The sequence below is a fragment of the Salinicola peritrichatus genome (genome assembly GCF_003206715.1).
GTDB lineage: Bacteria > Pseudomonadota > Gammaproteobacteria > Pseudomonadales > Halomonadaceae > Salinicola > Salinicola peritrichatus.
Genome location: NZ_PZJU01000041.1, coordinates 37,015 through 61,185, shown reverse-complemented (window position 1 = coordinate 61,185; position 24,171 = coordinate 37,015). Strand labels below are relative to the sequence as shown.

Annotated in this window: 22 protein-coding genes; 6 read left to right on the top strand and 16 right to left on the bottom strand. The window is 62.8% G+C overall.

The genetic code is table 11. The features are described 5' to 3' along the window. Positions 1–180 precede the first annotated feature (180 nt). Positions 181–1,563, top strand: a complete 1,383-nt coding sequence (locus DOM57_RS14730; RefSeq protein ID WP_162619556.1) for a GGDEF domain-containing protein — start codon at positions 181–183, stop codon at positions 1,561–1,563. Here DOM57_RS14730 and madM read toward each other — a convergent pair. The 4 genes from madM to DOM57_RS14710 all read right to left on the bottom strand — a co-directional run bounded on the left by madM (position 1,560) and on the right by DOM57_RS14710 (position 5,814). Beyond that, positions 1,560–2,321: a malonate transporter subunit MadM gene (gene madM, locus DOM57_RS14725; RefSeq protein WP_110649953.1), complete on the bottom strand. Its 762-nt coding sequence runs from the start codon at positions 2,319–2,321 to the stop codon at positions 1,560–1,562. The genes DOM57_RS14730 and madM overlap by 4 nt on opposite strands. A 12-nt stretch (positions 2,322–2,333) precedes the next feature. Then, positions 2,334–2,744: a malonate transporter subunit MadL gene (gene madL / locus DOM57_RS14720; RefSeq protein ID WP_110649952.1), complete on the bottom strand. Its 411-nt coding sequence runs from the start codon at positions 2,742–2,744 to the stop codon at positions 2,334–2,336. Between the two features lie 120 nt (positions 2,745–2,864). Then, entirely contained in the window at positions 2,865–4,406 is a 1,542-nt protein-coding gene (locus tag DOM57_RS14715; protein ID WP_110649951.1) for a malonate--CoA ligase, read from the bottom strand. 46 nt (positions 4,407–4,452) lie between these two features. Further along, positions 4,453–5,814 (bottom strand): malonyl-CoA decarboxylase, encoded by a 1,362-nt coding sequence (locus DOM57_RS14710; RefSeq protein WP_239496250.1) that lies wholly within the window; start codon positions 5,812–5,814, stop codon positions 4,453–4,455. Between the two features lie 162 nt (positions 5,815–5,976). Between DOM57_RS14710 and DOM57_RS14705 the strand changes: the two genes are divergently transcribed. Beyond that, entirely contained in the window at positions 5,977–6,651 is a 675-nt protein-coding gene (locus DOM57_RS14705) for a GntR family transcriptional regulator (RefSeq protein ID WP_110649950.1), read from the top strand. Positions 6,652–6,657: 6 nt separating this feature from the next. Here the strand turns inward: DOM57_RS14705 and DOM57_RS22065 are convergent, their stop codons facing one another. Together DOM57_RS22065 and DOM57_RS14700 are read right to left on the bottom strand one after the other, a co-directional pair. Next, positions 6,658–6,831: a hypothetical protein gene (locus DOM57_RS22065; RefSeq protein WP_204352981.1), complete on the bottom strand. Its 174-nt coding sequence runs from the start codon at positions 6,829–6,831 to the stop codon at positions 6,658–6,660. Between the two features lie 171 nt (positions 6,832–7,002). Beyond that, positions 7,003–8,637 carry a BCCT family transporter gene (locus DOM57_RS14700; RefSeq protein ID WP_110649949.1) on the bottom strand — a complete coding sequence of 545 codons (1,635 nt, stop codon included), beginning with the start codon at positions 8,635–8,637 and terminating at the stop codon, positions 7,003–7,005. Positions 8,638–8,895: 258 nt separating this feature from the next. Here DOM57_RS14700 and DOM57_RS14695 point away from each other — a divergent pair, with 258 nt between their 5' ends. Further along, complete coding sequence (locus tag DOM57_RS14695; protein ID WP_110649948.1) at positions 8,896–9,900, top strand: LLM class flavin-dependent oxidoreductase; 1,005 nt, start codon at positions 8,896–8,898, stop codon at positions 9,898–9,900. 359 nt (positions 9,901–10,259) lie between these two features. On the opposite strand, the gene tal is transcribed toward DOM57_RS14695, so the two are convergent. The 7 genes from tal to DOM57_RS14660 form a co-directional block, all read right to left on the bottom strand. Next, positions 10,260–11,216, bottom strand: a complete 957-nt coding sequence (gene tal, locus DOM57_RS14690; protein ID WP_110649947.1) for a transaldolase — start codon at positions 11,214–11,216, stop codon at positions 10,260–10,262. 133 nt (positions 11,217–11,349) lie between these two features. After that, positions 11,350–12,837 carry a xylulokinase gene (gene xylB / locus DOM57_RS14685; protein WP_110649946.1) on the bottom strand — a complete coding sequence of 496 codons (1,488 nt, stop codon included), beginning with the start codon at positions 12,835–12,837 and terminating at the stop codon, positions 11,350–11,352. Positions 12,838–12,935: 98 nt separating this feature from the next. Beyond that, positions 12,936–14,411, bottom strand: a complete 1,476-nt coding sequence (locus DOM57_RS14680; RefSeq protein ID WP_110649945.1) for a mannitol dehydrogenase family protein — start codon at positions 14,409–14,411, stop codon at positions 12,936–12,938. Between the two features lie 61 nt (positions 14,412–14,472). Next, positions 14,473–15,594: an ABC transporter ATP-binding protein gene (locus DOM57_RS14675; RefSeq protein ID WP_110649944.1), complete on the bottom strand. Its 1,122-nt coding sequence runs from the start codon at positions 15,592–15,594 to the stop codon at positions 14,473–14,475. A 45-nt stretch (positions 15,595–15,639) separates the two neighbouring features. Beyond that, on the bottom strand, positions 15,640–16,464 hold the full coding sequence (locus DOM57_RS14670; RefSeq protein ID WP_110649943.1) for a carbohydrate ABC transporter permease: 825 nt from the start codon (positions 16,462–16,464) through the stop codon (positions 15,640–15,642). Then, positions 16,461–17,396, bottom strand: coding sequence for a carbohydrate ABC transporter permease (locus tag DOM57_RS14665; protein WP_420820234.1), 936 nt, complete (start codon positions 17,394–17,396; stop codon positions 16,461–16,463). The genes DOM57_RS14670 and DOM57_RS14665 overlap by 4 nt, the downstream gene beginning before the upstream one ends. Before the next feature lie 119 nt (positions 17,397–17,515). Next, positions 17,516–18,835, bottom strand: coding sequence for an ABC transporter substrate-binding protein (locus tag DOM57_RS14660; RefSeq protein ID WP_110649942.1), 1,320 nt, complete (start codon positions 18,833–18,835; stop codon positions 17,516–17,518). Positions 18,836–19,300: 465 nt separating this feature from the next. Between DOM57_RS14660 and DOM57_RS14655 the strand changes: the two genes are divergently transcribed. Next, on the top strand, positions 19,301–20,290 hold the full coding sequence (locus tag DOM57_RS14655) for a LacI family DNA-binding transcriptional regulator (RefSeq protein ID WP_162619555.1): 990 nt from the start codon (positions 19,301–19,303) through the stop codon (positions 20,288–20,290). Between the two features lie 12 nt (positions 20,291–20,302). Here the strand turns inward: DOM57_RS14655 and DOM57_RS14650 are convergent, their stop codons facing one another. The 3 genes from DOM57_RS14650 to DOM57_RS14640 all read right to left on the bottom strand — a co-directional run bounded on the left by DOM57_RS14650 (position 20,303) and on the right by DOM57_RS14640 (position 22,945). Further along, the gene (locus DOM57_RS14650) at positions 20,303–21,685 is read right to left on the bottom strand and encodes a sensor histidine kinase (RefSeq protein WP_338056484.1); all 1,383 of its coding nucleotides are present in this window, start codon (positions 21,683–21,685) and stop codon (positions 20,303–20,305) included. Positions 21,686–21,726: 41 nt separating this feature from the next. Next, positions 21,727–22,398 (bottom strand): response regulator, encoded by a 672-nt coding sequence (locus DOM57_RS14645; protein WP_110649939.1) that lies wholly within the window; start codon positions 22,396–22,398, stop codon positions 21,727–21,729. Positions 22,399–22,603: 205 nt separating this feature from the next. After that, on the bottom strand, positions 22,604–22,945 hold the full coding sequence (locus DOM57_RS14640) for a PepSY domain-containing protein (RefSeq protein ID WP_239496249.1): 342 nt from the start codon (positions 22,943–22,945) through the stop codon (positions 22,604–22,606). 153 nt (positions 22,946–23,098) lie between these two features. Between DOM57_RS14640 and DOM57_RS14635 the strand changes: the two genes are divergently transcribed. After that, complete coding sequence (locus DOM57_RS14635; protein WP_110649938.1) at positions 23,099–23,584, top strand: hypothetical protein; 486 nt, start codon at positions 23,099–23,101, stop codon at positions 23,582–23,584. Next, the gene (locus tag DOM57_RS14630; protein ID WP_110649937.1) at positions 23,581–23,937 is read left to right on the top strand and encodes a hypothetical protein; all 357 of its coding nucleotides are present in this window, start codon (positions 23,581–23,583) and stop codon (positions 23,935–23,937) included. The genes DOM57_RS14635 and DOM57_RS14630 overlap by 4 nt, the downstream gene beginning before the upstream one ends. Positions 23,938–24,171: the final 234 nt, after the last annotated feature.

Sequence of the window (24,171 nt, the reverse complement as noted above, 5' to 3'; positions counted from 1 at the left end):
GGCGAAATCGCCCGGCGTCGGCGCATGGCGACGCCCTCCGGGGCAACTTTCACACTTTCCTACCAAATCGACGCTATTCGACAATAGTATTCTTCACTAACCTTCTTTAGCTTATCGAAAACACTGGACGTGTTCTTCGCTAGCCCCAAGATGCCGTGCTTGTCGTCAAGGAGGACCACAATGCCGGAAAGTTCCTTACTCCCCTCGCACAAGGCGCCTTCCCAAGGTGAGGCGACCGGCCCTTCGACGCTGATGGGTCTGGATAGCCTGGGTATCGCCGCGCTTCTCTATTGCGTCGATTCCGGCGGACCATTGCTGGTCGACGCCAATGACACCGCGCGACGTCAGTTCGAGCTCGGCGAACGCTTTCCGATGGCGGACCCCTGGCAATGGCTGGATGCGCAGTTACATCCCGCCGCCGGCGAGAGCCACCCGAGCCTGGTCGGGCTCGATGATCCCGAATCGCGCGGCTGGCGCTTCTTTCATATTCGTCAACACCAGCGACCGACCCGGGCGGTACAGCTCAAGGCAAGCCGCCTCGAGCCATCGTCGGGAGAGGAAAACGCCGAGTACGTGCTGATCGCGATCAGCGAAGTCATCGAAATCGATTCTTCTTCGACACTGTTGCCGCAAGCGCAACCGCATTTGCGACAATTGCTCGGCAGCCTGCCGCTGGGGGTCTGCGTCATCGATGTCGATGGCTATCTGCGCCTCGTCAACCCCGCATTCTGCGAATTCTTCGGCTATCCCGAGAGCCAACTGCTCAACGCCCACTTTCGCAAGTTGCTGCCGCCGGAATCCCGAAGCGCCGCTGAAACGCGTCACATCGACAGTTTCCCGCATGCCGCCTCGCGCCGGCGTGCGGTGGAAGTGCTGCGATGCGACGGCTCACGGCGTAGCGTGATGGTCGAGGATGCGATCAGCCGCGACGACGACGGTCGACCGCTGAGAATCGCCTTCCTGGTCGATATCACCGAGCGGATGGAATTCGAGCGCAAACTGGAAGAGAAGAACCGACGTCTCGAATATCTGGCAACGCGTGACGAATTGACCGGGCTGCACAATCGCCGTTTCGGACTGGAACTGCTCAACCAGGCGGTACAGCGAGGGTGCCGTTACGGTGAGCAGGTGGCCGTCGCCATGCTCGACCTGGACCATTTCAAGGCGATCAACGACCAGCACGGCCATGCCGTGGGTGATGCCGTGCTGGCCGAGTGCAGTCAGTTCATCAAGCGAGCCCTGCGCAGCAGCGATACCTTGATACGCTGGGGCGGCGAAGAGTTTCTGCTGATACTGCCGGGCATCGATCGCTTCTCCGCCCAGGCGACCGTCAACCGCATCCTGGCCCGGCTCAAACAGCGGTCGTTGAGCCGGGCATCCCTGAATGTCAGCTTCTCCGCCGGCGTCAGCGAACACCACGACCAGACGCCCGAGGCCTTGCTGGAGGAGATCGACCGCGCGCTTTACCGCGCCAAGCATGCCGGTCGTGGTTGCGTCGCGATCGCCGACGTTCCCATGCCGCCCGAGGGATACGCTGCCAAGCGTTCCTTCTCGGCGTTCTAGAAGATCGCTCGCACCGCCAGGAACAACACCGTCGGCGCCAGCAGAATGCCCAACCCGGTATAGAAGGTGGCCGTCATCGCGCCGTAGGGCACCAGCCGTGCATCGGTCGCCGCCAGTCCGGCGGCCACGCCGCTGGTGGTGCCGATCATGCCGCCGAAGATCATCGCCGAGCGCGGGTTGTCGAGCCCGATCAGGCGCGCCGTCATCGGCGTGGCGATCATGGTCAGGATCGATTTCACCAGACCGGCGGCGATCGACAGCGCGATCACTTCCGAACTGGCGCCGAGGGTCGCCCCGGTCACCGGACCGACGATGTAGGTCACCGCTCCGGCAGCGATGGTGGTGATATCCACCGGATCGGTATAACCGAACCCCGCCGCGACCGCAGCACCGGCGATGAAGGAGACCAACACCCCGGCGAACAGCGCGATCACCCCGCGCAGCCCCGCCTTCTTGATTTCCTGGAAGCGTACGCCATAGGCGGTGGCGATGATCGCCAGGTCGCGCAGCATGCCGCCGCCCATCAGGCCGAGCCCGGAAAACAGAGTGACGTCGGCCAGCCCTTTGGTACCGCCGGTCGAAACACCGCCGACATAGGCCAGAATCAAGCCGATGACAATGGCGATTGCCGAGCCGTGCAGACGCCCGGCGGTCAGATGCTGGCTCAACCAGTAGGCCACGTACATGGTCAGCCCAACCACCGCGAAGGCGGCAATGAGGTGATATTTATCGACCAGAGAAACGATGGAGTCGTTCATGTGTGCTCACCCTCAGTGGCCGCCAGGCGCGTGCGAAGTCGAACTGGCGTCCAACGGCTTGGCATCGTCGCCGACCTTCTTGCCGGTCAGCACCGGCACCAGGGCCAACCCCAGCACGACCGCCAGTACGCCGGCCAGAATCGATACCATGCCGCCACTGAAGGCGGCGGCCACGTTCTGGCTCGCCGCCATGGCGACGACGATCGGAATGTACATGGCGTTCCAGAAATTGATGCCGCTTTCGGTGGATTCCGGCAGCTTGCCGTGATCCTTGAGGAAGCCGGTGACGAAGATCAGCAGCAGCATGGCGATGCCCACGCCGCCCAGGTTGGCGTCGATACCCAACAGCTGCCCGAGTACGTCGCCGATTATCAGACCGACCAGCATGCAGCCGGCCAGCAGTGCTACACCGTAGATCACCATCGTTATGCACCTCTCAGGGCGTTATTGTCGGAGCTTGGCGTGTGTCATGCCGCCGCTGCCAGGGCGACGGCCGTGCCACGTGGCCCACGTGGCGGGGTCGATCAGATCAGGAGCCGGTGATTACTTCTCGACGCTCTCGGCGCTCTGGTAGATATCGGCGTAGCGGCTGCGCAGCACATTCTTCTGTACCTTGCCCATCACGTTGCGCGGCAAGCTGTCGACGAAGAACACCCGCTTGGGCTGCTTGTAGCGGGCCACCTTGTCCTTGAGCGCTGCCAGCACCTGGGCTTCGTCGAGCTGCTCGCCCGGTTTCAGCACCACGGCGGCGGTCACCCCTTCACCGAGATCGGGATGGTTGACGCCGATCACCGCCGACTCCGCCACCTGCGGCAGGTCGTCGATCCACTGCTCGACCTCCTTGGGATAGACGTTGTAGCCACCGGAGATCACCAGATCCTTGTCACGCCCGACGATGTGCAGGTAGCCATCGCCGTCGATCAGGCCCAAATCGCCGGTAATGAAGTAACCGTCTTCGCTAAATTCCGCGGCGGTCTTCTCCGGCATGCGCCAATAGCCTTTGAACACGTTGGGTCCGCGCACTTCGACCAGCCCGGTCTCCCCCGCCGGCAGTACCTTGCCGCTCTCCCGGTCGGTGATGCGCACCTCGCTCCCCGGCAAGGCGAAGCCGACCGTGCCCGGTCGCCGCTGGTCGTCCTCATAGGGGTTGGAGGTGTTCATGTTGGTCTCGGTCATGCCATAACGCTCGAGAATGGCGTGGCCGGTGCGCTCGCGGAATTCACGGTGGGTTTCGGCCAGCAGCGGCGCCGAGCCGGATACGAACAGCCGCATGTTGGCAGTGACGCGCTTGTCCAGGCGCGGACTCGCCAGCAGCCGGGTATAGAAGGTCGGCACGCCCATCAGCACCGTGGCCTTTGGCATCAGATCGATCAGTTGCTCGGGATCGAGCTTGGGCAGGAAGGTCATCGAAGCGCCGACGGTCAGAATGATGTTGCAGGCAACGAACAGACCGTGGGTGTGGAAGATCGGCAATGCGTGCAGCAGATGATCGTCGGCAGTGAAGCGCCAGGTCTGCATCAGTGCCTGGCTGTTGGCGGCCAGGTTGGCGTGGGTCAGCATCGCGCCCTTGGAGCGCCCGGTGGTACCCGAGGTGTAGAGAATCGATGCCAGGTCGTCGGCAGCGAGTTCGGCGATGCGGGCATCCTCTTCGGCCTCGGCCACGCGCGTCATCAGGGAGCCGTCGCCATCGGCGCCGAGCGTTTCCACGCCGGCGACGCCGCAGCGCCTTGCCAGGCGACTGGCGACGTCCTCGTCAGTCGGTCGGCAGACGTAAAGTCGCGGTTCGGCATCGGTCAGGAAGTATTCGACTTCGGCTTCGGTATAAGCGGTATTGAGCGGCAGGTACACCGCGCCGACCTGGAGACAGGCGAGGTAGAGCATGATCGCCTGCGGGCTCTTGTCGACCTGCACGACGACACGGTCGCCCGGCTGGACCCGGCTCTGTCGCAATACGTGAGCCATGCGCCGGGAAATCGCGAGCACATCGCGGTAGCGGTACTGCTCCCCGCTCGGTGTGTCGATCAGCACCTTTTCCGGCCGGCGCTCGAAATTGCCGGAAAACTGAAGATATAGATTGTGATTCATCGAACCTCTCCTGCTTTAGCGTTCGCCTGGCGATTGGCGCGAATTGTCATGCGTCGGCCTTGGAAGCATTGCGCAGGCGAGCGCGTCCCTGCTTGGCCTCGCGCCGAATGTCACTGGTACAGACGACGGTTCCCTCACGGCTGAATGCCTCGTGGTTCTGTTCGATACGGTCGAGCTCGTAGAGATAGTTGACCATCAGCCCGTGGGACTGCTGACGCCCTTTCTCCGACGTATCGCCCGGCCAATTGAGCCGGTGCAGACTCGCGCCGTTACCGAGGTGGAAGCGCGCGACCGGATCCAGCGGTAGGCCATTGTCGCGTTTGCCGTCGATCAGATAGTGGGCGGCCAGCGCGCGCAACTCAGACGACAGCTTGTCGCGCAGCTTGGGGTCCTCGGCCCAGCGGTCGCCATCGAGGCTCGCAGCCGCGTCATCCGTCAGCTGGCAGCGCCCGTTCTCGCGCTCGCCGGCCAGCCAACTGGCGAAACCGGGCACCGGCGAGAGCGTGACGAAGTTGTCCAGGTTGGGCAGCTCGCGCTTCAACTCTTGTACCACCTGCTTGATCAGGAAGTTGCCGAAGGAGATGCCCTTGAGACCGGCCTGGCAGTTGCTGATGCTGTAGAAGGCGGCCGTGTCGGCCTCGTCCGGCCGCACGCTTTCCTCGCCAGCCAGGATGGTCTGGATGCTGTCGGGAATACCGCGACACAGCGCCACTTCGACGAAGATCAGCGGCTCGTCGCCGGTGGCCGGGTGGAAGAAGGCGTAACAGTGGCGGTCCGCGGGATCCAGCCGGCGGCGCAGATCCGACCAGTCGCCAATGGCATGAACCGCTTCGTAGTGAATGATCTTCTCGAGTATCGCCGCCGGCGTGTTCCAGTCGATGCTTTCGAGCACCAGGAAACCGCGGTTGAACCAGGAGGCGAACAGATGGGCGAAGTCGGCATCCAGCGGCGCCAGTTCCGGGACCTCCTTGAGCGCGCGCAACAGATCGGCGCGCATCTTGACCAACTCATAGGTGCCGCCGGGGCAGAGATTCAGACGCCGCAACAGATGCTGGCGACGCGGTTCGCAGGCCGAGAACAGCCGTTCCAGGCTGGCGTTGTCCTCGCTGTCGCGATACTGCGCGTATGCAGCGTGGATCTGTGCCGGATCGGCCGCATAGCGCTCGGCCAGCAGCTGGAAAAAGGCCAGACGGCCCGCTTCGTCGAGCGAGGCGTAGCGTTCGAGCGCCTCCTGAGCGATCAGGATCTGGGACGCTTCGCCGCCCGGGTGCATCAGGGTTTCGCATACCGAGGTCAAGCGCGCCAGGCTGCTTGGGGTGACGGCCTTGCCGCCACGACTGGCCTGGCCGCGGGTACGCCGCCCGATGCTCGATAGCAGTTCCTGCAGGAAGTTCATGTTGACGTTCATGCCGGCCCTCTCGGGTCGATGTACGAGCGTCCCTCGGGTCGGAGGAACCGTTGAACAGGCCATGACATGCGGCTACTTATGGTTAACATACATGTCATGACTCTGTTATATACAACAGTTAAGACCCGCCACGCTGGGTGTCAACACAGGAGAAAGTCTAATATGGCCCGCATTCCGCAGGCGCAGCGGCTGCGCGACCTTCTGGAAGATGCCATCGTCGATGGCCGTTACGCCCCCGGCGACAAGCTCGATCCCGAGGCACTGGCGCGGGATTACGCCTGCTCACGTACGCCGATTCGCGAGGCGCTGCAGCAACTTGCCGCCTCCGGCATGGTGCGGGTGCTGCCCAAGCGGGGAACCTTCGTCGCCCAACTCAGCGTCACCGAGCTGGTCGAACGCTTCGAGGTAATGGCGGAACTGGAGGGCATGTGCGCGCGACTGGCCGCACGACGCATGACGGAGGAAGAACTCGACGCGCTCAGGTGCGCGCACGACGCCTGCCGCGAGAGCATGGCCGCCGGCGACGCCGACGGCTATTACTACGAAAACGGCACCTTTCATCATCTGATTTATCAGGCCAGCCACAACGCCTTTCTGGCCCAGGAAGCCTCGCGCCTGCATGCCATCCTCAAGCCCTACCGCCGGCTTCAACTACACGCACGCCATCGCCTGGCAGGCAGCTTCGGCGAGCACGAGGCGATCGTGGCGGCGCTCGAACGCGGCGATGCCGACGCCGCCCAGGCCGCGATCCGAACCCATGTGCAGGTTCAGGGAGAGAGATTCAACGACCTGGTGGCGTCGATGCAGCGGCTGCAGGCCGCACGCGCCGAAGGATAGCGCAGCTCAACCGAAGATCAGCGTCACGAGCAGCGCCAGACCGCCGACGATCAACGCGATCGTCACGCAGAGACTGACCAACGCATTGAGCCAGCGATCGAATTTCGAGCCGGCCGCCGGCCTCGACCGCCAGGTCGCCCCGTGAGGCCGGTGCCGTGCCGTTTTCGTCGCCGGGGGCATGAGTGAACTCCGCAAGTTTGACTTCGTTATGCTCGTGTTAACGGCGGTAGTTTTCTTAAATTGAGCATTTTCCTCGTTTTCCTCCACTCATCGGGAAGCGCGCCAAGGCCGCCAACGCAAACGGCCCCGACGCCGTTCCGACGTGGGGCCGCCAAATGCCGCAATACGCTATCAGCGAGTGTTGATTCGGCGATTGATCACATCCGGCGCGCGGCGATAGCGATCCTCGTCGAACAGCGCCTCGGCTTCGAAGGCATCCGCGCCCACCGGCGTCTCGCTGTGGCGGCGATAGAGCGCTTGCAGCATCGCCTTGCGGTCGGCACGCAGCTCCTTGATCATCACCGATATCATGCCGTACAGAATGAAGGTAAAGGGCAGCGCCGAGAGTACCGATGCCGACTGCAGTCCCTTCAGGCCATTTTCGCCGCCGGCCGACAGCAGCGTCAGGCAGATCGCGGCGATCAGTACGCCCCAGATGATGCGCTTCACCAGCGGCGGGTTGAGGGAACCATTGTCGGTCATCTGCGAGACGATGTAGGTCGCCGAATCCGCCGAGGTCACGAGGAAAATGAAAATCAGGCACAGCGCCACCACCGACAGCACGTTGGAGAATGGCATCAGATCGAACATCCGAAACAGCGCCGAAGTGATATTGTCCGCGGTCGCCTGCGCCAGCCCGGCATCGCTCGTGAGTTCCATCTGAATCGCCGCGCCTCCGAAGACGCCTATCCATAGACAAGCGAGCAGCGGCGGCACGATCAATACACCAAAGACATACTGCTTGATCGTACGTCCACGCGAAATACGCGCCACGAAGGTACCCACGAACGGCGACCAGGCAATCACCCAGGCCCAGTAGAAAATGGTCCACCCGGTGGCCCAATCACTACCGTTGTAAGGCGACATGCGCAGACTCATGCCGATGAAGTTCTGCAGATAGTCGCCGAGTCCGAGCGTGATGGTTTCCAGGATCTTGACCGTCGGCCCGGTGAACAGAACGTAGAACATCAGCGCGAAGCAGATGATCAGATTGAGGTTGGATAGATTCTTGATCCCCTTGTCCAGCCCCGACGTCGCGGACAACATGTAGCAGACGAACATCGCCCCCATGATGATGAACTGCCAGGTCATGTTTTCCTCGACCCCGAAGACCGAGTGCAAACCGCCATTGATCTGCAGTACCGCCAGGCCGATGGAAGTCGCAACGCCCATCACGGTGGCGACCACGGCGAAGATATCCAGCACCGGCCCGAGCCGATGCATCTTGGGACGCTTTGCCGTCACCGTCGACAGCACGTTGGACACCATTCCGGCCTGTCCCTTGCGGAACTGGTAATAGGCGATGATCAGACCGACGACCGAGAATGCGGCCCACTGATGAATGCCCCAGTTGAAGAAAGCGTATTGAATGGCATAGCGTGCCGAGGCGGCCGATTCGGGCTCCACGTCACCGAAAGGCGGCGTGAGATAGTGGGTCATCGGCTCGGCCATGCCGTAGAAAACGAGGCCGACGCCGAAGCCCGCCGCCAGCAACATGCTCACCCAAGAGAAGAACCCATAAGTTGGCTTGCTATCCTGCGGCCCAAGGCGAATTTTTCCATACTTGCTGAACGCCAATACCAGCAGGAAAATCACGAATCCGAAGACGGACAAGAGATAAAACCATCCGAAATAGTGCGTCGTCGCGTCCAGTGCAGTGTTGGCAAGATTACCGAACCCCGTTGGGAAAATGGCCCCGATGGCCACGATCGCCGCAATCAATACGGCCGAGACGATGAATACGCCCTCTTTGCCAAGCTTGGCCATGATTTCCTCTTTTATGTGTCTCTATCCGCTGAGCGCGACTTCCCTGTCTTCTGATACCAGTGTAGACGAGCCGATGCCGTCCGCGACTTTCGCGCTGCCTTCTCCGATACTGTGCCGCTCCTGGAAGTGCCGAACAATCTCGAGGCGGAAAACCTCAACGGTTGCATTCGAAGCGGGAGCCCTCATGATGGAATCATAAGGGCGCTAAGAAAACGCCACCTCCCGGACCGGCGCCATCATCTTTTATCGAGGATACTCATGTCACGACTCGCCGATATCCCGCTTTCGGTGCTGGATCTGGCACCGATCACGCTAGACGGCACACCCGCGGAAACCTTTCGCCGCAGTGTCGACCTGGCCCAGCAGACCGAGCGGCTGGGCTACAACCGCTACTGGCTGGCCGAACACCACAACATCGACGGTATCGCCAGTGCCGCCACCAGCGTGCTGATCGGCCATATCGCCGGCGCCACCTCGACCATGCGGATCGGCAGCGGCGGCATCATGCTGCCCAACCACCCGCCGCTGGTGATCGCCGAGCAGTTCGGCACGCTCGCCACGCTCTACCCCGGCCGTATCGATCTCGGACTCGGCCGAGCGCCGGGTTCCGACGGCATCACCATGCAGGCGATGCGCCGCGATCCGATGGCCGGCGTCAACGACTTTCCCGACCGTCTCGACGAACTGCGCCGCTACCTCGGGGACAGCGTACCGGGGCAGCGCGTTCGCGCGATTCCCGGCGAAGGCACCCACGTGCCGATCTGGCTGCTCGGCTCCAGCGGTTACAGCGCTCAGCTGGCCGCCCGCCTCGGCCTGCCGTTCGCCTTCGCCGGCCAGTTCGCGCCCGGCTACATGCTCGAGGCGCTGCATCTCTACCGCGAGGGCTTCCAGCCCGGCGTACTCGACGAGCCACATGCGATGATCGGCATTCCACTGATCGCTGCCGAGAGTGACGAACGCGCGCGTTTCCTAGCCACCACGCAGCAGCAGAAATTCCTCAATCTGATCCGCGGCAAGAGCACCCGTACCCGCCCGCCGGTAGAGGTGATGGACTGGTCACCGCAGGAAGAAGCGATGGTCGCGCAGAATCTCGGCGCCGCCGTGGTCGGTGGCCCGGAGCGCGTTCGCCAGCAACTGGAAGCCCTGCTCGAAAACACCCAGGCCGACGAGATCATGGTCAACACCGACTGCTACGATCATGCGGATCGGGTGAAGTCCTACGAGATTCTGGCGGATGTGTGGAAGGGGGCTAAGCGCGAATAGCGCCATTAACAAGGCGGCTTATTCGAACTTTCCCAGCTTACGACTGATTGAGCATCAACCGCTCTCTCGCTCGTTGTTTTGAGGGGCAAGCCCCTCAAGCTCCCCTTTTTCGACGCCACAGGACGGCGAAACCTTGAACGCTCGATCATCGAACTCGGGTCGGCGCGAAAGGGCATCCTGCCCAACGCGCCTCTTGCGACATCCATGTCGCAAGCCCCGGTTCGCCAATCAAGCGTCCAGCGCCGTCCTGGAAGGCGTCATGGGCGTCTTGGCATATAGTTGGGAATGGAAATTTATGTCCTAAAAGCGGACACCCGGCACATGGCCGGGTGTCTGCTTTTGGAGAGCCGCGCCGGAAATTACCCAAGACGCTTGGCGAGCAGCCCTTCCAGTTTCTTCTGGTCGGCGGCGAAGGTGCGAATGCCTTCGGCCAGTTTCTCGGTCGCCATGGCGTCTTCGTTGTGCTCCCAACGGAACTGCGCTTCGCCAATAGGACCCATCCGCTCGCTGCCGCCACCGGTGTCGGTCACCTTGCGGGTCACTTCACCGCTGGTGGAGGCCAGTTCCTCGAGCAGCGCCGGCGAAATGGTCAGACGATTGCAGCCGGCCAGCGCCAGGATCTGGTCGGTGTTGCGGAAGCTCGCGCCCATCACCACGGTTTCGTAACCGTAGCGGCTGGCGTAGTCGCAAACGCCGCGCACGAACTTGACGCCCGGATCCTCGTCGGGTGCGTAGGATTCGGTGCCGGTGGCCTTCTTGTACCAGTCGGTGACACGGCCGACGAACGGCGAAATCAGATAGACGCCGGCTTCGAAACAAGCCCTCGCCTGGGCGTCGGAAAAGAGCAGCGTCAGGTTGCAGTTGATGCCTTCCTTCTCGAGTCTTTCAGCGGCACGGATGCCCTCCCAGGTCGAGGCGAGCTTGATCAGCACGCGGTCCCTGGAGACGCCTTGCTTCTCGTAGAGATCGATCAGGTGATGGGCTTTCTTGATGCTCGCTTTGCCATCGAAGGAGAGCTTGGCCGCCACCTCGGTGGAGACGCGGCCGGGTACGATCTTGGTGATCTCGGTGCCCATCGCCACCGACAGGCGGTCGACCGCCTCCTCGACGCGCGCCTCGGGGTCGGAAACTTCCGACTTGACCGCGGCGAGGGTCTCGTCGATCAGCTCCTGGTAACCTTCGAGATCGAATGCCTTGAGAATCAGGGACGGGTTGGTGGTCGCATCGTGCGGCTGATAGCGACGGATGGCATCGAGGTCCCCGGTGTCGGCCACCACCATGGAAAGCTGTTTGAGAGAGTCGAGTAGCTGAGTCATGAGTCGCTCCATCGTCTTGGCGTGTGATTGCACCCATCGCAATCTCGATCCTTAAAGCATAACACCGATGGGCCGTCGTCGCCGTGGAGATCGGATGACAACTCGAGGCCATCGGTTGTGTAAACCAACGACATCAGTCGATGCCGTACTCGGTTTTCAACGCCTCGCGATAGCGCCGGTAAATGCCGTGGTAACGGGCCACGATTTCCGGTTGCGGGCGGGTCAATGTCGATTCATCGACACGCACCCAGGCCCGGCACAGTCTGTCGAGCGGCATGTCGCTTTCGCGGCGGTCGCACCAGCGAGCCTGGATCGCGCCGCCGAAGGCCGCCGCCTCGGTCACCTCCGGACAGACCACCTCGACATTCAGCACGTCGGCGACGATCTGGCGCCAGATCGGGCTCTTGGCGCCGCCGCCGACCAGACGCACCTGGGTCGCCCGACCGGCCAAGGACCCCAGCAGTTCCAGCCCGTAGCGCAGGCCGAAGGTCGCGCTCTCCACCGCCGCCCGGCACAAGTTGGCCGGGGTGGTATTGAGGCTGGTCATCCCGCTCAGGCTGGCGTGCGCCTGAGGCAATGCCGGTACCCGCTCGCCGCTGAAGAACGGCAGCAGCGTGATGCCGCCGGCGCCCGGTTCGGCGCCCGCCACCGCACGGTTGAAACCGTCGATGTCGAGCCCCACCAGCTCGCGCAACGTGGTCGTCGCCGAGGTCACGTTCATGGTGCAGATCAGCGGCAGCCAGCCGGCATGACTGGCGCAGAAATTCGCCACCATGGCGTTGTCGGGAATCACCGGATCCGGCGAATGTACGGCAATGGTGCCGGAGGTGCCAAGACTGATGGTCACCATGCCGGCCTCGATGTTGCCGGTGCCGATCGCGCCCATCATGTTGTCGCCGCCGCCGCTGGCGACCAGGACGTCATCGCCCAGGCCCAGCTCGCGCGCCAGTTCCGCGCGCACCTTGCCGACCGGCTCGCGGGAATCGATCAGTCGCGGCAATACGCTGTCGGCATCGAGTTCCGGGGCGATCTCGGCGAACACGTCCCGTCGCCATTCGCGGGTGCGGGTATCGAAATAGCCGGTGCCGGAAGCATCGCCGCACTCCGCCACCCGTTCGCCGGTGAGCCAGAAGTTGAGGTAATCATGCGGCAGCAACAACGTGGCAATGCGGCGATAAGCGTCGGGGTGCGTTTCGCGCAACCAGGCGATCTTGGAGGCGGTATAGCCGGTCTGCAGCACCAGTCCGAGCTTGTCGATACAGCCCGACTCTCCACCCAGCCGGTCGATCAGGCGCGCGTTCCATTCCGCCGTTTCGGTATCGTTCCAGAGCTTGGCCGGATGCACGGGAACGCCGTCGGCATCGAGCGCCACCATGCCGTGCTGTTGCCCCGAGATGCCGATCGCCTTGACCGCATCGGCGGCAACGGCGGCGTCTTCCAGCGCTTCCCGCAGCGCGCCGCGAAAGGCTTCGGTCCACTCTTCGACACGCTGCTCGCGGCGGCCGTTGTCGCCCTGCTCCAGCCGGTGGGGGCGCGAGGCTTCGCCGATGATCCGCCCGTCGCCGCCATCGACCACCACCACCTTGGTGCTCTGCGTGCCACAATCCACGCCGATATACATCGCGCTCCATCCTTTCAATTGACTACGGGTCGGGCATCACGCGGCGCCTGACGTCAGACATCGCGCAGCATATCGACCTTGCCTGGCCCGGGCCAATGTCAACGGCCCACCAGATGCTCGACACAGGCGCGGGCGCCATCGCGGTGCAGCCGCTCGAGCGCATCGAGATAAGCGCGGCGGAAACGTTCGTCGTCGACCAGGTCGCCGAACAGCTGGCGATTCTCGATGAAGGCCGTCGGCTGGTCCCGATTGCGCTTGGCGATTGCCATCAATTCGTCCTTGAGGCGGTCGACGACGGCGATCGGTTCGCCCTGCTCGTCGATGCCTTCAGCGTAGCGCGCCCAGCTGGCAACCACCGCGGCACTGCGCTGGATCTCGCCGCCCTTCTCGAGTTGCTCGCGAATCACCGGCAGCAGCCATTTGGGAATGCGATCCGAACTCTCGGCGCACAGCCGCGCCAGGGTGTCCTTGATCTCCGGGTTGGCAAAGCGCGCGATCAGCGTGTGCTTGTAGTCGTCGAGATCGACACCCGGTACCGGGCGCAGCGTCGGCGTGGCCTCGATGTTCATGTAGTCGAGCAGGAAATCGATGAACAGCGGGTCCTGGCAGACTTCATGGGCGTAGCGGTAGCCGGCCAGATAACCGAAATAGGTCAGCGCCTGGTGGCTGGCGTTGAGCAGACGCAGCTTCATCAGCTCGTAGGGCATGACATCTTCGACCACCTGCACGCCGACTTTCTCGTAGGCGGGCCGCCCGGCATTGAAGCGATCCTCCAGTACCCATTGGGTAAACGGCTCGCACACCACCGGCCAGCGGTCGTCGAGCGCGAAGCGGCTGCGAATCTCGTCGATATCGGCCTCGGTGGTCACCGGCGTGATGCGGTCGACCATCGAGTTGGGGAACTTGACGTTGGCGTCGATCCAATTGCCCAATTCCGCATCCCGCGCCCTGGCGTAGGCGACGAACATCTTGTGGGCGACTTCGCCGTTGCCCTGGATGTTGTCGCAGGACATCACCGTGAACGGTTCGATGCCGCGCTCGCGGCGTCGCGCCAGTGCCTCGACCACCAGCCCGAAGGTGGTCTTCGGCGCCTGCGGCGAGGCCAGATCGTGCTGAACATCGGCGTTGCCGAGATCGAACTCGCCGGTGACGTGATGAAAGTTGTAGCCGCCTTCGGTCACCGTCAGCGAAACGATGCGAATCTGCGGGTCGGCCAGCGTCTCGAGCACCTTCTCGACATCGTCCGGGGCGTAGAGATAGTCGATGATCGAACCGATCACCCGCGCCTGATATTCGCCATCGGGATGCTTGACCACCAGGGTGTAGAGATGGTCCTGGGCGGCCAGCGCCTCCTGCATGCGGCGGTCGCCCGGCATCACGCCGACACCGACGATGCCCCAGTCCTGCGCCTCGCCGCGATTCATCAGCTCATCGAGATACATCGCCTGGTGGGCGCGATGAAAACCGCCGACGCCGAAGTGGACGATGCCCGGCGTGACCCGGCTACGATCGTAAGCCGGCTTGGCGACGGTGACATCGAGTTGGTCGAGGACCGCCGAATTCAGCGATGCCATGGGGTTTCTCCTAAACAGTCACTTCCCGAGGAAAATTGTGAGCGTAAAGCCGGGCCAGGGCCTAGGCTTCGGCGGCCGTGGAAGATGCCGCTGCCGGCTCGCGACCAATGGCCCGGTCGCTATCGACATCGAACAGATGCAGCTTGTCGCTATCGCAGGCGAGCGACAGGCTATCGCCGATCGCTATCTGGCGATGCCCGGGCAACTGTGCAGTGATCGTCGTCTCGCCTACCGCGAGCTGCACCATGGTCACCGCGCCCAGGGTTTCGACCACTTCGACCGTGCCTTCGAGGCCGTTGTTCGGTTCGTCCCCGTCAGCGAGCCGCAGATGTTCGGGGCGTATGCCGACCCAGATATCGCCGTGATGCGAAGCCACGGCAGCCTGGTGCGCGGCGTCCAGCGTCAGGCGATAGCCCTCGCCGCCGACGACACCGTCGGCCAGCGTGCCGCGCAGAAAATTCATCGACGGATTGCCGATGAAACCGGCGACGAAGCGGTTAGCGGGATACTCATACAGGTTGATCGGGGTATCGATCTGCTGGATCTCGCCATCCTTCATCACCACGATACGCTCGCCCATGGTCATCGCCTCGACCTGGTCGTGGGTGACATAGAAAGTGGTGACCTTGAGCCGCTTGTGCAGCTTGACGATCTCGGCACGCATGTCGACGCGCAGCTTGGCATCCAGATTGGAGAGCGGCTCGTCCATCAGGAATACCTGAGGACTGCGCACGATCGCCCGCCCCAGCGCCACGCGCTGACGCTGCCCACCGGAGAGTTCGCGCGGCTTGCGCTCGAGCAGATGCTCGATGCCCAGGGTCTTGGCCGCTTCGTCCACCTTGGCCTTGATCTCCTCGGCGGGGCGCTTCTTCAGCTTCAGGCTGAACGCCATGTTCTCGGCCACGCTCATGTGCGGATAGAGCGCGTAGCTCTGGAACACCATGGCGATGTCGCGCTCCTTCGGCGGCACCTGGCTGACGTCCCGGCCACCGATCAGGATCTCGCCCTCGGTGTTGCGCTCGAGCCCGGCGATCATGCGCATGGTGGTGGACTTGCCGCAGCCCGAAGGCCCCACCAGCACCACGAACTCGCCATCGCGGGTCACGAGGTTGAAGTTGTCGACGGCGTTGTTGCCGCTCGAACCGTACTGTTTGGCGACGTTCTTGAGTTCGACGATGGCCATGTCGTTAACCCTCTCGATAAAATTCGGTACCAGCACGATCGCCGGTCATTTGACGGCGCCGAAGGTCAGGCCTCTGACCATCTGACGTTGCGTGAACCAGCCGAGCACGATGATCGGCGCGATCGCCAGCACCGAAGCGGCGGACATCTTGGCCCAGAACAGCCCCTCGGCACTCTTGAACGACGCGATGTAGACCGCCAGTGTCGCCGCGCGGTGGTCGGTCATGGTGATGCTCCAGAACGATTCGTTCCAGGCCAGGATCAATGCCAGCAGCCCGGTCGACGCCAGCCCCGGCAGCGCCAGCGGCAGCACCACCTTGAACAAGGTCTGCATGATGCTGGCGCCGTCGATGTCGGCGGCCTCGACGATGTCCTTGGGAATGTCGCGGAAGTAGGAGTAGACCATCCACACGATGATCGGCAGGTTCATGGCGGTGAACAGCAGCGTCAGCCCCAGCGCATGATCGAGCAGGCCGACCGTCTTGTAGACCAGGAAGATCGGGATCAGCACGCCGACCGCCGGGATGAACTTGGTCGAGACCATCCACACCAGCAGGAAGTCGGTGCGCTTGTTGGGATAGAACGCCATCGCATAGGCCGCCGGCACCGCCAGCGCCAGACCGATCACGGTCGAGGCCACCGCGGTCAGCGCCGAGTTCCAGGCGTAGTGCCAGTAACCGCTGCCCTGGGCCAGGGCGGTCTTGAAACTCTCGATGGTCGGCGTGAACCAGAACGTCGGCGTGACGGTGAATGCCTGCTGCTCGGTCTTGAACGCCGTCAGCAGCAGCCACAGGATCGGGAAGAAGATCAGTAACGCGACGATCCAGGCGAGTACGCCGAAGGCGGTATTGGCGAAACGGCTCGAGTTCATCGTGCGGCCCCCGCGTTGAGATTGCCGGCTATGTAGCGGATCAGCATGATCGCGAAGACGTTCGCCAGCACGACGGCACCGATGGCGGCCGAGGAGGCGATGCCGATGTCGTATTGCTGGAATACCGTCTGGAAGATGTAGTACGGCAGATTGGTCGTCGCCGTACCCGGGCCGCCGCTGGTGGTGGTGTAGATCTCGGCGAACGAGGTGAGGAAGAAGATGCTCTCCAGCATCACCACCACGTAGAGCACCTGCCCCAGGTGCGGCACCACGATATGCTTGAATTCCTGCCAGGCATTGGCGCCATCGAGCTTGGCCGCTTCCAGTTGATCTTCCGGCAGCGACTGCAACCCGGTGAGCAATACCAGCAGCGCGAACGGCGTCCACTCCCAGGTGATCATGATGATCACCGAGAGCATCGGATAATGGGCCAGCCAATCGGTCGGCTCCAGGCCGAACTGACGGGCGATCCAGGCGAACAGGCCGTAGACGGGATGAAACAGCATGTTCTTCCAGATCAGCCCGGTCACCACCGGCATCACGAAGAACGGTGCCACGGCGAGCGTGCGTGCCACGCCGCGGCCGACGAAAGTGCGGTTGAACAGCAGTGCCAGCGCCAACCCCAGGCAGACGGTCACGACCAGGCTGGCGAGAACGATGATCAATGTGTTCGCGAGCGCCTTCCAGAAAGTCGGGTCGCTCAGCAGAATGGCGTAGTTACCGACACCCGCGAAGCCGTTGTACATCGGCATCATCAGGTTGTACTGCTGAAACGAGTAGTAGATGGTCATCAACAGCGGCACGAGCATCCAGATCAACAGGAAGATCACCGCTGGCGCCATCAGCAACCGCGTGGTGCGTGCGAACGAGCGCGCACCGCTCGCCTCGGCGGCGGGCACGGTCGACTGAATGGATCGAGACATGGCTTTCATGCGTATTTCCCGAAGGTGGCGGCTACACCAGGTAGCCACTGAACCGATTCACGCGGATACGACAACGACCGACGGCCGGCCGCTGTCGCACTTGCGCGTCGTTGCGCGCCCTCACCCGATCATTGCGGCGCACCGGTCTGCTTCATCATGCGCTCGGTGAAGGTCTGCCCTTGCTGCAGGGCTTCCTCGACGCTCTGCTGACCGGAGAGCATCGCCGCCATCAACTGGCCGACACGGGTACCGATGGCCTGGAACTGCGGGATGGTGACGAACTGCACGCCGGTGTAAGGCACTTCCTGCGCGCTGGGATCGTTAGGGCTGGCGCTGCTGATCGCCTGCTCGACGAGCGGCGCGAAGGGCGCGGCCTTGACGTAGTCATCGCTGGCATAGGTCGACTGACGCGTGCCCGGCGGCACCGAGAGCCAACCCTTCTCGTCGGCCACGGCCTGAATGTAATCCTGGGAGGTCGCCCACTCGACGAAGGTCTCTGCCGCATCCTGATGCTGCGAGGACTGCGGTACTGCCAGCGCCCAGGTGAACAGCCAGTTGGAGCCCTTCTCGGTGGTCTGATACGGCGCCTGCGCGAAGCCGACATTCTCAGCGACCTTCGAGGTTTCCGGATCGCTGACATAGCTGGCCGCCACGGTGGAATCGACCCACATGCCGCACTGGCCGTTGGCGAACAGCGTCTCGGATTCGGTGAAGCCGTTGGAAGTCACCCCCGGCGGGCCGTAGTTGTTGAGCAGCTCGACATAGGCGTTGGCGGCGTTCTTCCACTCATCGGAAGTCAACTGCGGCTGCCAGTCCATATCGAACCAGCGCCCGCCGAAACTGTTGACCATGGTGTCGAACAGCGCCATGTTCTGGCCCCAGCCGGGCAGACCGCGCAGACACACGCCGTAGACACCGTCGGATGGAGAATGGATCTTGGCGGCGTACTCCTTGATCTGATCCCAGGTCGGCTTCTCCGGCATCTCGATACCGGCCTTCTCGAACAGATCCTTGCGGTAATAGGTTACCGAGGACTCGGCGTAGAACGGCAGCGCATAGAGTGTGCCATCGACCGACAGACCGTCCTTGACCGGCGTCAGCAGATCGTCGACAGCGTAGTCCTCGGGCAGGTCGTCCATCGGCTTGAGCCAATCGTTCTGCGCCCAGATCGGCGTTTCGTAGTTGCTTACGGTCACCACGTCGTACTGGCCGGCACCGCTGGCGATGTCGGTCGTCACTTTCTGACGCAATTCGTTTTCCGGCAGCGTGACCCAGTTCACCTTGATGTCGGGGTGCGCCTCATTGAAAGCCGACATCATGCTTTGCATGGTCACCATGTCCGGGTTGTTGACGGTGGCGACAGTGATCTCCGTGCTCTGCGCCATGGCGGCGGAGCAGGCGCCCAGGCCCGCGATCCCGATGCCAGAAACAAACAAGGCAAGTCTCATCTCGAATTCCTCTCGTAGCGCTCGTTATTGCTATCACTTATGGCTGCTGTCACGCCGAGTTTCGACGACCCCGCGGGTACGATCCGCCCTTACAGTGCCAGGCTGGCGTCGACGGAGGCTGGCTGGATCGACCGTGCGCTCCCACGCAAACGCGCGCAATGACGCACATGACATCAGAACAAATCATAACCGTAACACTCGAGGAATCAAGTTCGGTTTACTACGTAATTTTCTTACAAAACAGCCATTTAAATCCCTATAGACCAAGGTTTAATACGCAATATAGACCTAAGTAGTAGGGAAAAAGCAGGCTTTCGGAGAGAATATCGATGATAGAAAATGATACGAAATGACATGTTGCATCAACGATGCGCAACGACGCCGATTCATGGGGCGTCGGAACCCATTACGCTTGATGTCAGCTGTTCAAAATTCCCGCGGTTGGTCAGCAAGGAGATGGCGCGGATGGCTCGCACCACGCTGGAAGACATCGCCAGGAAAGCCGGTGTTAGTAAAATTACGGTGTCGCGAACCTTCACCTCACCGAAAAAAGTACACGCCGATACGCGTGAGCAGATCCTGCGCATCGCACGCGAACTCAATTACGTGCCGCAATCGCACGCCGCCGCCCGGGCGCCAGCCTCGACGCGTACCCTGGGCGTGGTCAATCCCAACATGAGCAATCCCTTCTTCGGCCGCATGACGCGCGAGATCACGCTCGCGGCGCGGGCGCGGGGCTATACGGTGCTGGTGTTCGACTCCTATGAGTCGGAAACCCTGGAGGCGGAGGCGATCGGCAAGCTGATCGAGTTTTCCGTGGATGCGGTCATTCTGTCGGTGATCTCGTCGGACATCGACTATCACCCGGCCTACCTGGATTGGCTCAAGGCCGCCGGCATCCCCGTGGTACTGGTCGACCGCGAGCTCAAGGCAGCCCATTACGGTGGCGTGTACATCGACAATCTCGACTGCGGCTATCAGGCCGGACGCTATCTGCTCGAGCGCGGCATCGAAAAGCTGCTGGCGGTATCGGGGCCGGCCGACTCGATGGTATCGATCGGACGCATGTCGGGGCTGCGCGAAGCGATCGGCAGCCGTGACGTGGAACTCGACGTGGTCTACAGCGACTTCAGTTTCGAGCCGGCCTATCGCGCGCTACACGACTACCTCGAGCGGCATGCCTGGCCCCAGGGCATCGTCGGGGCGAACAACCAGATCACCATGGCGGTGCTGAAACTCTGCCACGAAAAAGGCAAGGTGCCGCAGCGCGACGTGCAGCTGTTCAGCATCGACGACATCGAGCACAGCGACGTCTTCGGGCTGCATATTCCCTGCATTCACCACGACCTGCCGGAAATCGCCCAGCAGGCGCTGCAACTGGCCCTGGCGGCGATCCAGTCTCCCGAGCAGCGCGGTTTTCGTACCGTGGTGCGGGGCAAGCTGCGCGAGAACTGACGGCGCGGCGACTCATGTCCCGCCCGGTGCCGGATCGCCATGCGGTGAAACCGGCGAGACCGGCAGCCAGACGTCCGCCGCCAGGCCGCCGAGATCGGCGCGCTCGAGACGCAGGGTACCGCCGTAGAGCGCCATCAGGTCCTCGACGATTGCCAGTCCCAGCCCAGATCCCCCAGAACCGGAACCAGAGCCCCGGGCATCGAGCCTGACGCCACGCGCCAGTGCGGCTTCGCTCTGGGCCTGCGTCATCCCCGGTCCGTCGTCCTCCACCCGCAGGCGTACCCCCTGGTCGACCTGACGCACCGTCAGAGAGACCTCGCCCTCGGCCCAGCGCAGGGCATTCTCGAGCAGGTTGCCGGTGAGTTCCTGCAGATCCTGCGGGTCGATGCGCGCGGCAGCCAGCGGGTCGACGTAGGACTCGAAGCGCAACCCACGACGTTGCGCCAACCGCGCAAGCCCCTGGACGACCGGCTCGATCGCCTTGGCGATCGAGACCCGGCCCGAGAATGCCGCGCCGCCGGCCGCCGAGGCCCGTGCCAGATGATGGCGCACGGCGTCGTCGATACGCGCCAGCTCGGTGTTGATCGGTTGGCGCTGTTCGGCGGGGAAACGCTCGGAGAGCGTCTTGAGCACGCTCACCGGTGTCTTCAGCGCATGGGCCAGATTGCCGGCCGCCGCCCGGCCACGCTCGATCAGGCGTCGATCGCGTTCGAGCACGCTGTTCATGGCCAGCGCCAGCTCCTTGAGCTCCGCCGGCAGCTGGGTGTCCAGGCGTTCGGCTTCGCCCTCCTCGACCGCGCGCAGATTGGCTGACATCCGCCGCAGCGGCGCCAGCCCCCAACGCATCTGCAATGCCAGCCCAGCGAGCAGTAACACGCCGAAGGTAGCCAGGGACATGATCAGCAGACGCTCGAAGCGCCCGACCTCCCGGTCGAGTTCGCGCGTCGAGCCGGCCAGCGCGACGTGAATCTCGTTGGCGTGCCCCGGCAGCCGGATATCGCGCTCGATCATGCGCAGGCCTTCGTTGCGTGGCCCGTCGACGGCATAGACATTGACGCCATTGTCATGCGCCGGCACCGGCAGGCGCTGGTCCCACAGCGAGCGCGACGTCAGCATGAGATCGTCCCCGTCGGTGATCTGCCAATACCAGCCGGAGTAGACCCGATCGAAGCGGGCGTCGCCCAGAGATCGATTGAGCTGCAGACGCCGACCGAGATTGTCGACCTGAATGCCGGCGAGCAAGGCGTTGAGCTGGGATTCCAGCCGGCTATCGAAGGAAGCCGTGGCGGACTGGCGAAAATTGTAGGTCAGCCCGAAGCCGGCCAACGGCAGCAGCACGATCACCAACAGCAACGACGCCAGCAGCAGCCTCACACCCAGCGGAGCCAGCCGCACGCGTCGAGTCCAGCGGGTCGGCCGGGACATCCCGCCTGGCGTCACGCTTGCGCCTCGAGATCGACCAGACGATACCCCTGCCCACGCAGCGTCTCGATCCGGCCACGACCGAACTTGCGCCTCAACCGGCTGATCTGGACATCGATGACGTTGGAGTCGGGTTCGTGATCGCGGTTGTAGACATGCTCGGCGAGCTCGGCCCGGCTGACGATGCGCGGCGAGGCATGCATCAGGTACGACAGCAGGCGCGATTCCTGGGCGGTCAACGTGATCGGCCGCCCGGCCAGGGTCACGCTGCCGGAGTGGGTATCCAGCGTCAGCTCGCCGATACGAATGACCGGATGGGCACGGCCGTGGCTACGACGCACCAGGGCGCGCAGCCGAAACAGCACCTCGGCGGTCTCGAACGGCTTGACCACGTAATCGTCGGCGCCGGCGGAGAAACCCGCCGCCTTGTCCGACCAGCGCTCCCGCGCGGTCAGTACCAGCACCGGCAGATCGATGCCGTCCTCCCGCCACTGCGACAGCCAGCGCGTGCCATCACCGTCGGGCAATCCGAGATCGAGAATGACCGTGTCGTAGCGCTCGGTGCGCACCAGGTAGTCGGCTTCCCGTCCCGTGGCGGTCGCCTCCACCAGCAGGCCGGCGTCCCTCAGGGCATCCCCCAGCGCCTTGGCCAGCGCCGCATCGTCTTCGACCAGTAATACCTTCATTCCAACGATTCCCCCGCATGCCAGCGACTTCTTCGATGACCGGACCGTGTCGATGCGGCCTGTCAGAGGGTGTTTACAAAATAGGCGAACGAAGGCAAAACAAGGCGAAATCAAACGAAAAAGCGGAGTTTACACGAGGTAAATGAGCATTTGAGGACGATTTCAACGCCGTATTGCCGAGTGCAGCCCTTTTGTAAATACCCTCTCAGGGCTCCTTTTTCATGGCATCTATATTAACGCCCTCGATGCTCAGAAGCTCGCCGGTGGCGGCGTCGAACTCGAATTCGACGACCTGCCCCTGCGGTCCGATCATTTCCACTTCGTATTGGATCTTGCCGTCGCCATCGCCCTGCTCGAGCTCGACTTCGAGTATCTGTCCTCGGTAACGCGCCTCGAGCCAGTCCATGATCCCGGTCAGGCCGACCAGGTGGCCTTCCTCGACCTCTTGGTGAAGGTCTCGCCAGTCATCGCCGTTGGCCGTTGCAGGGGCCACCGCACCGCTCAATAGCAGCGGCACGATCAGCAGCAAAGGGAATGAGTCGCGCATGTCCATGCAGCCAGTCTGCCGCAAGCGCCATGAACCGGAAATGAATACCTCTGTCAGCTCCTGGCAAGGTCGTTGCGAGTATAACGACGTTGAGCGATGCCACTCATCTCCACATCGCATGATCGTTTTTGCACTTTGGCCGAGGAGGAATACATGAAATACCGTCTCTGGATGCTCCCCGCCGTCGCCATCGGCAGCGGCCTGAGCGTCAGCGCCATGGCCAACGATGGTACCTTCTCCTACAGCGACCTGGATACCCTGCTCGGCAAGGCCGAGGGTTACGGCTTCAGCCGCTTCGAGAAGCTCGAGGCCGATCACGATGACGACATTCTGGAGTTCGAAGGCTGGCGTGACGACGGCTGGAAACTCGATGTCTCGATGCAGATGGACGGCACACCGATGCGCGAAAGCCAGCGCAAGTCGAGTACGCCGGCCTGGAGCCTGACCGGTGAGCAGCTACGGCAAGCGCTGAGGCAAGCCCGCGAAAAGGGTATGCAACGATTCGAAGAACTCGAGGTCGATAGTGATGGACACATTGAGATCGAGGGCTATAACGCCCAGCATGATGAGATCGATCTCGACCTGCATCGCGACGACCTCAGCATCGATGATCTCAACGTCAAAGGAGAAACCGGATGACCGTCAACCGTCACCATACAGACAATGCCGCATGGCGCGCCGCCCAGCAGTGGCGCGAACGCGTCCGGCAGAACCGTCCTCATCAAGGCGCCGGCGGCCTGCGCCTGCTGCTCACCTGGCTGCTGTTCGGCGTCATGCTGGTTCTCGGCACGCTGCTGGGACTGTTCTTCCTGATCATTGGCTGGGCCATGCTGCCATTCCTGCGCCATCGCATGAAGAAGCATGCCGAACAGGTGCGCGCCTCTCAGGCGCAGTACGCCGGCGGTGCCGCCGACGGCACCCGGAATTCCGCTTCGCGGGAGCGCTCCCAGCGCGTGCTCGACGGCGAATATGAAGTACGTTCCGAGCGCTGACCATCGCGTTGTCCTTACCCAATTCCCGCCATCCGACTTCCCCTCATCCATAAGCCATCGATCCGACGACTCAACCGACGCGCGTGCGCCCACCCGACGCACGCGGTAGAGTCTTGCTAGACGTTGGTCGTACCGACGTTACAACGATAATCGTCGTCGCATCGCGGTGCCGATGGAAACGCTGAATAAATCGGCGAACAGGATGAAGCGCAAGGCGCACGCAGCGCAGACTCG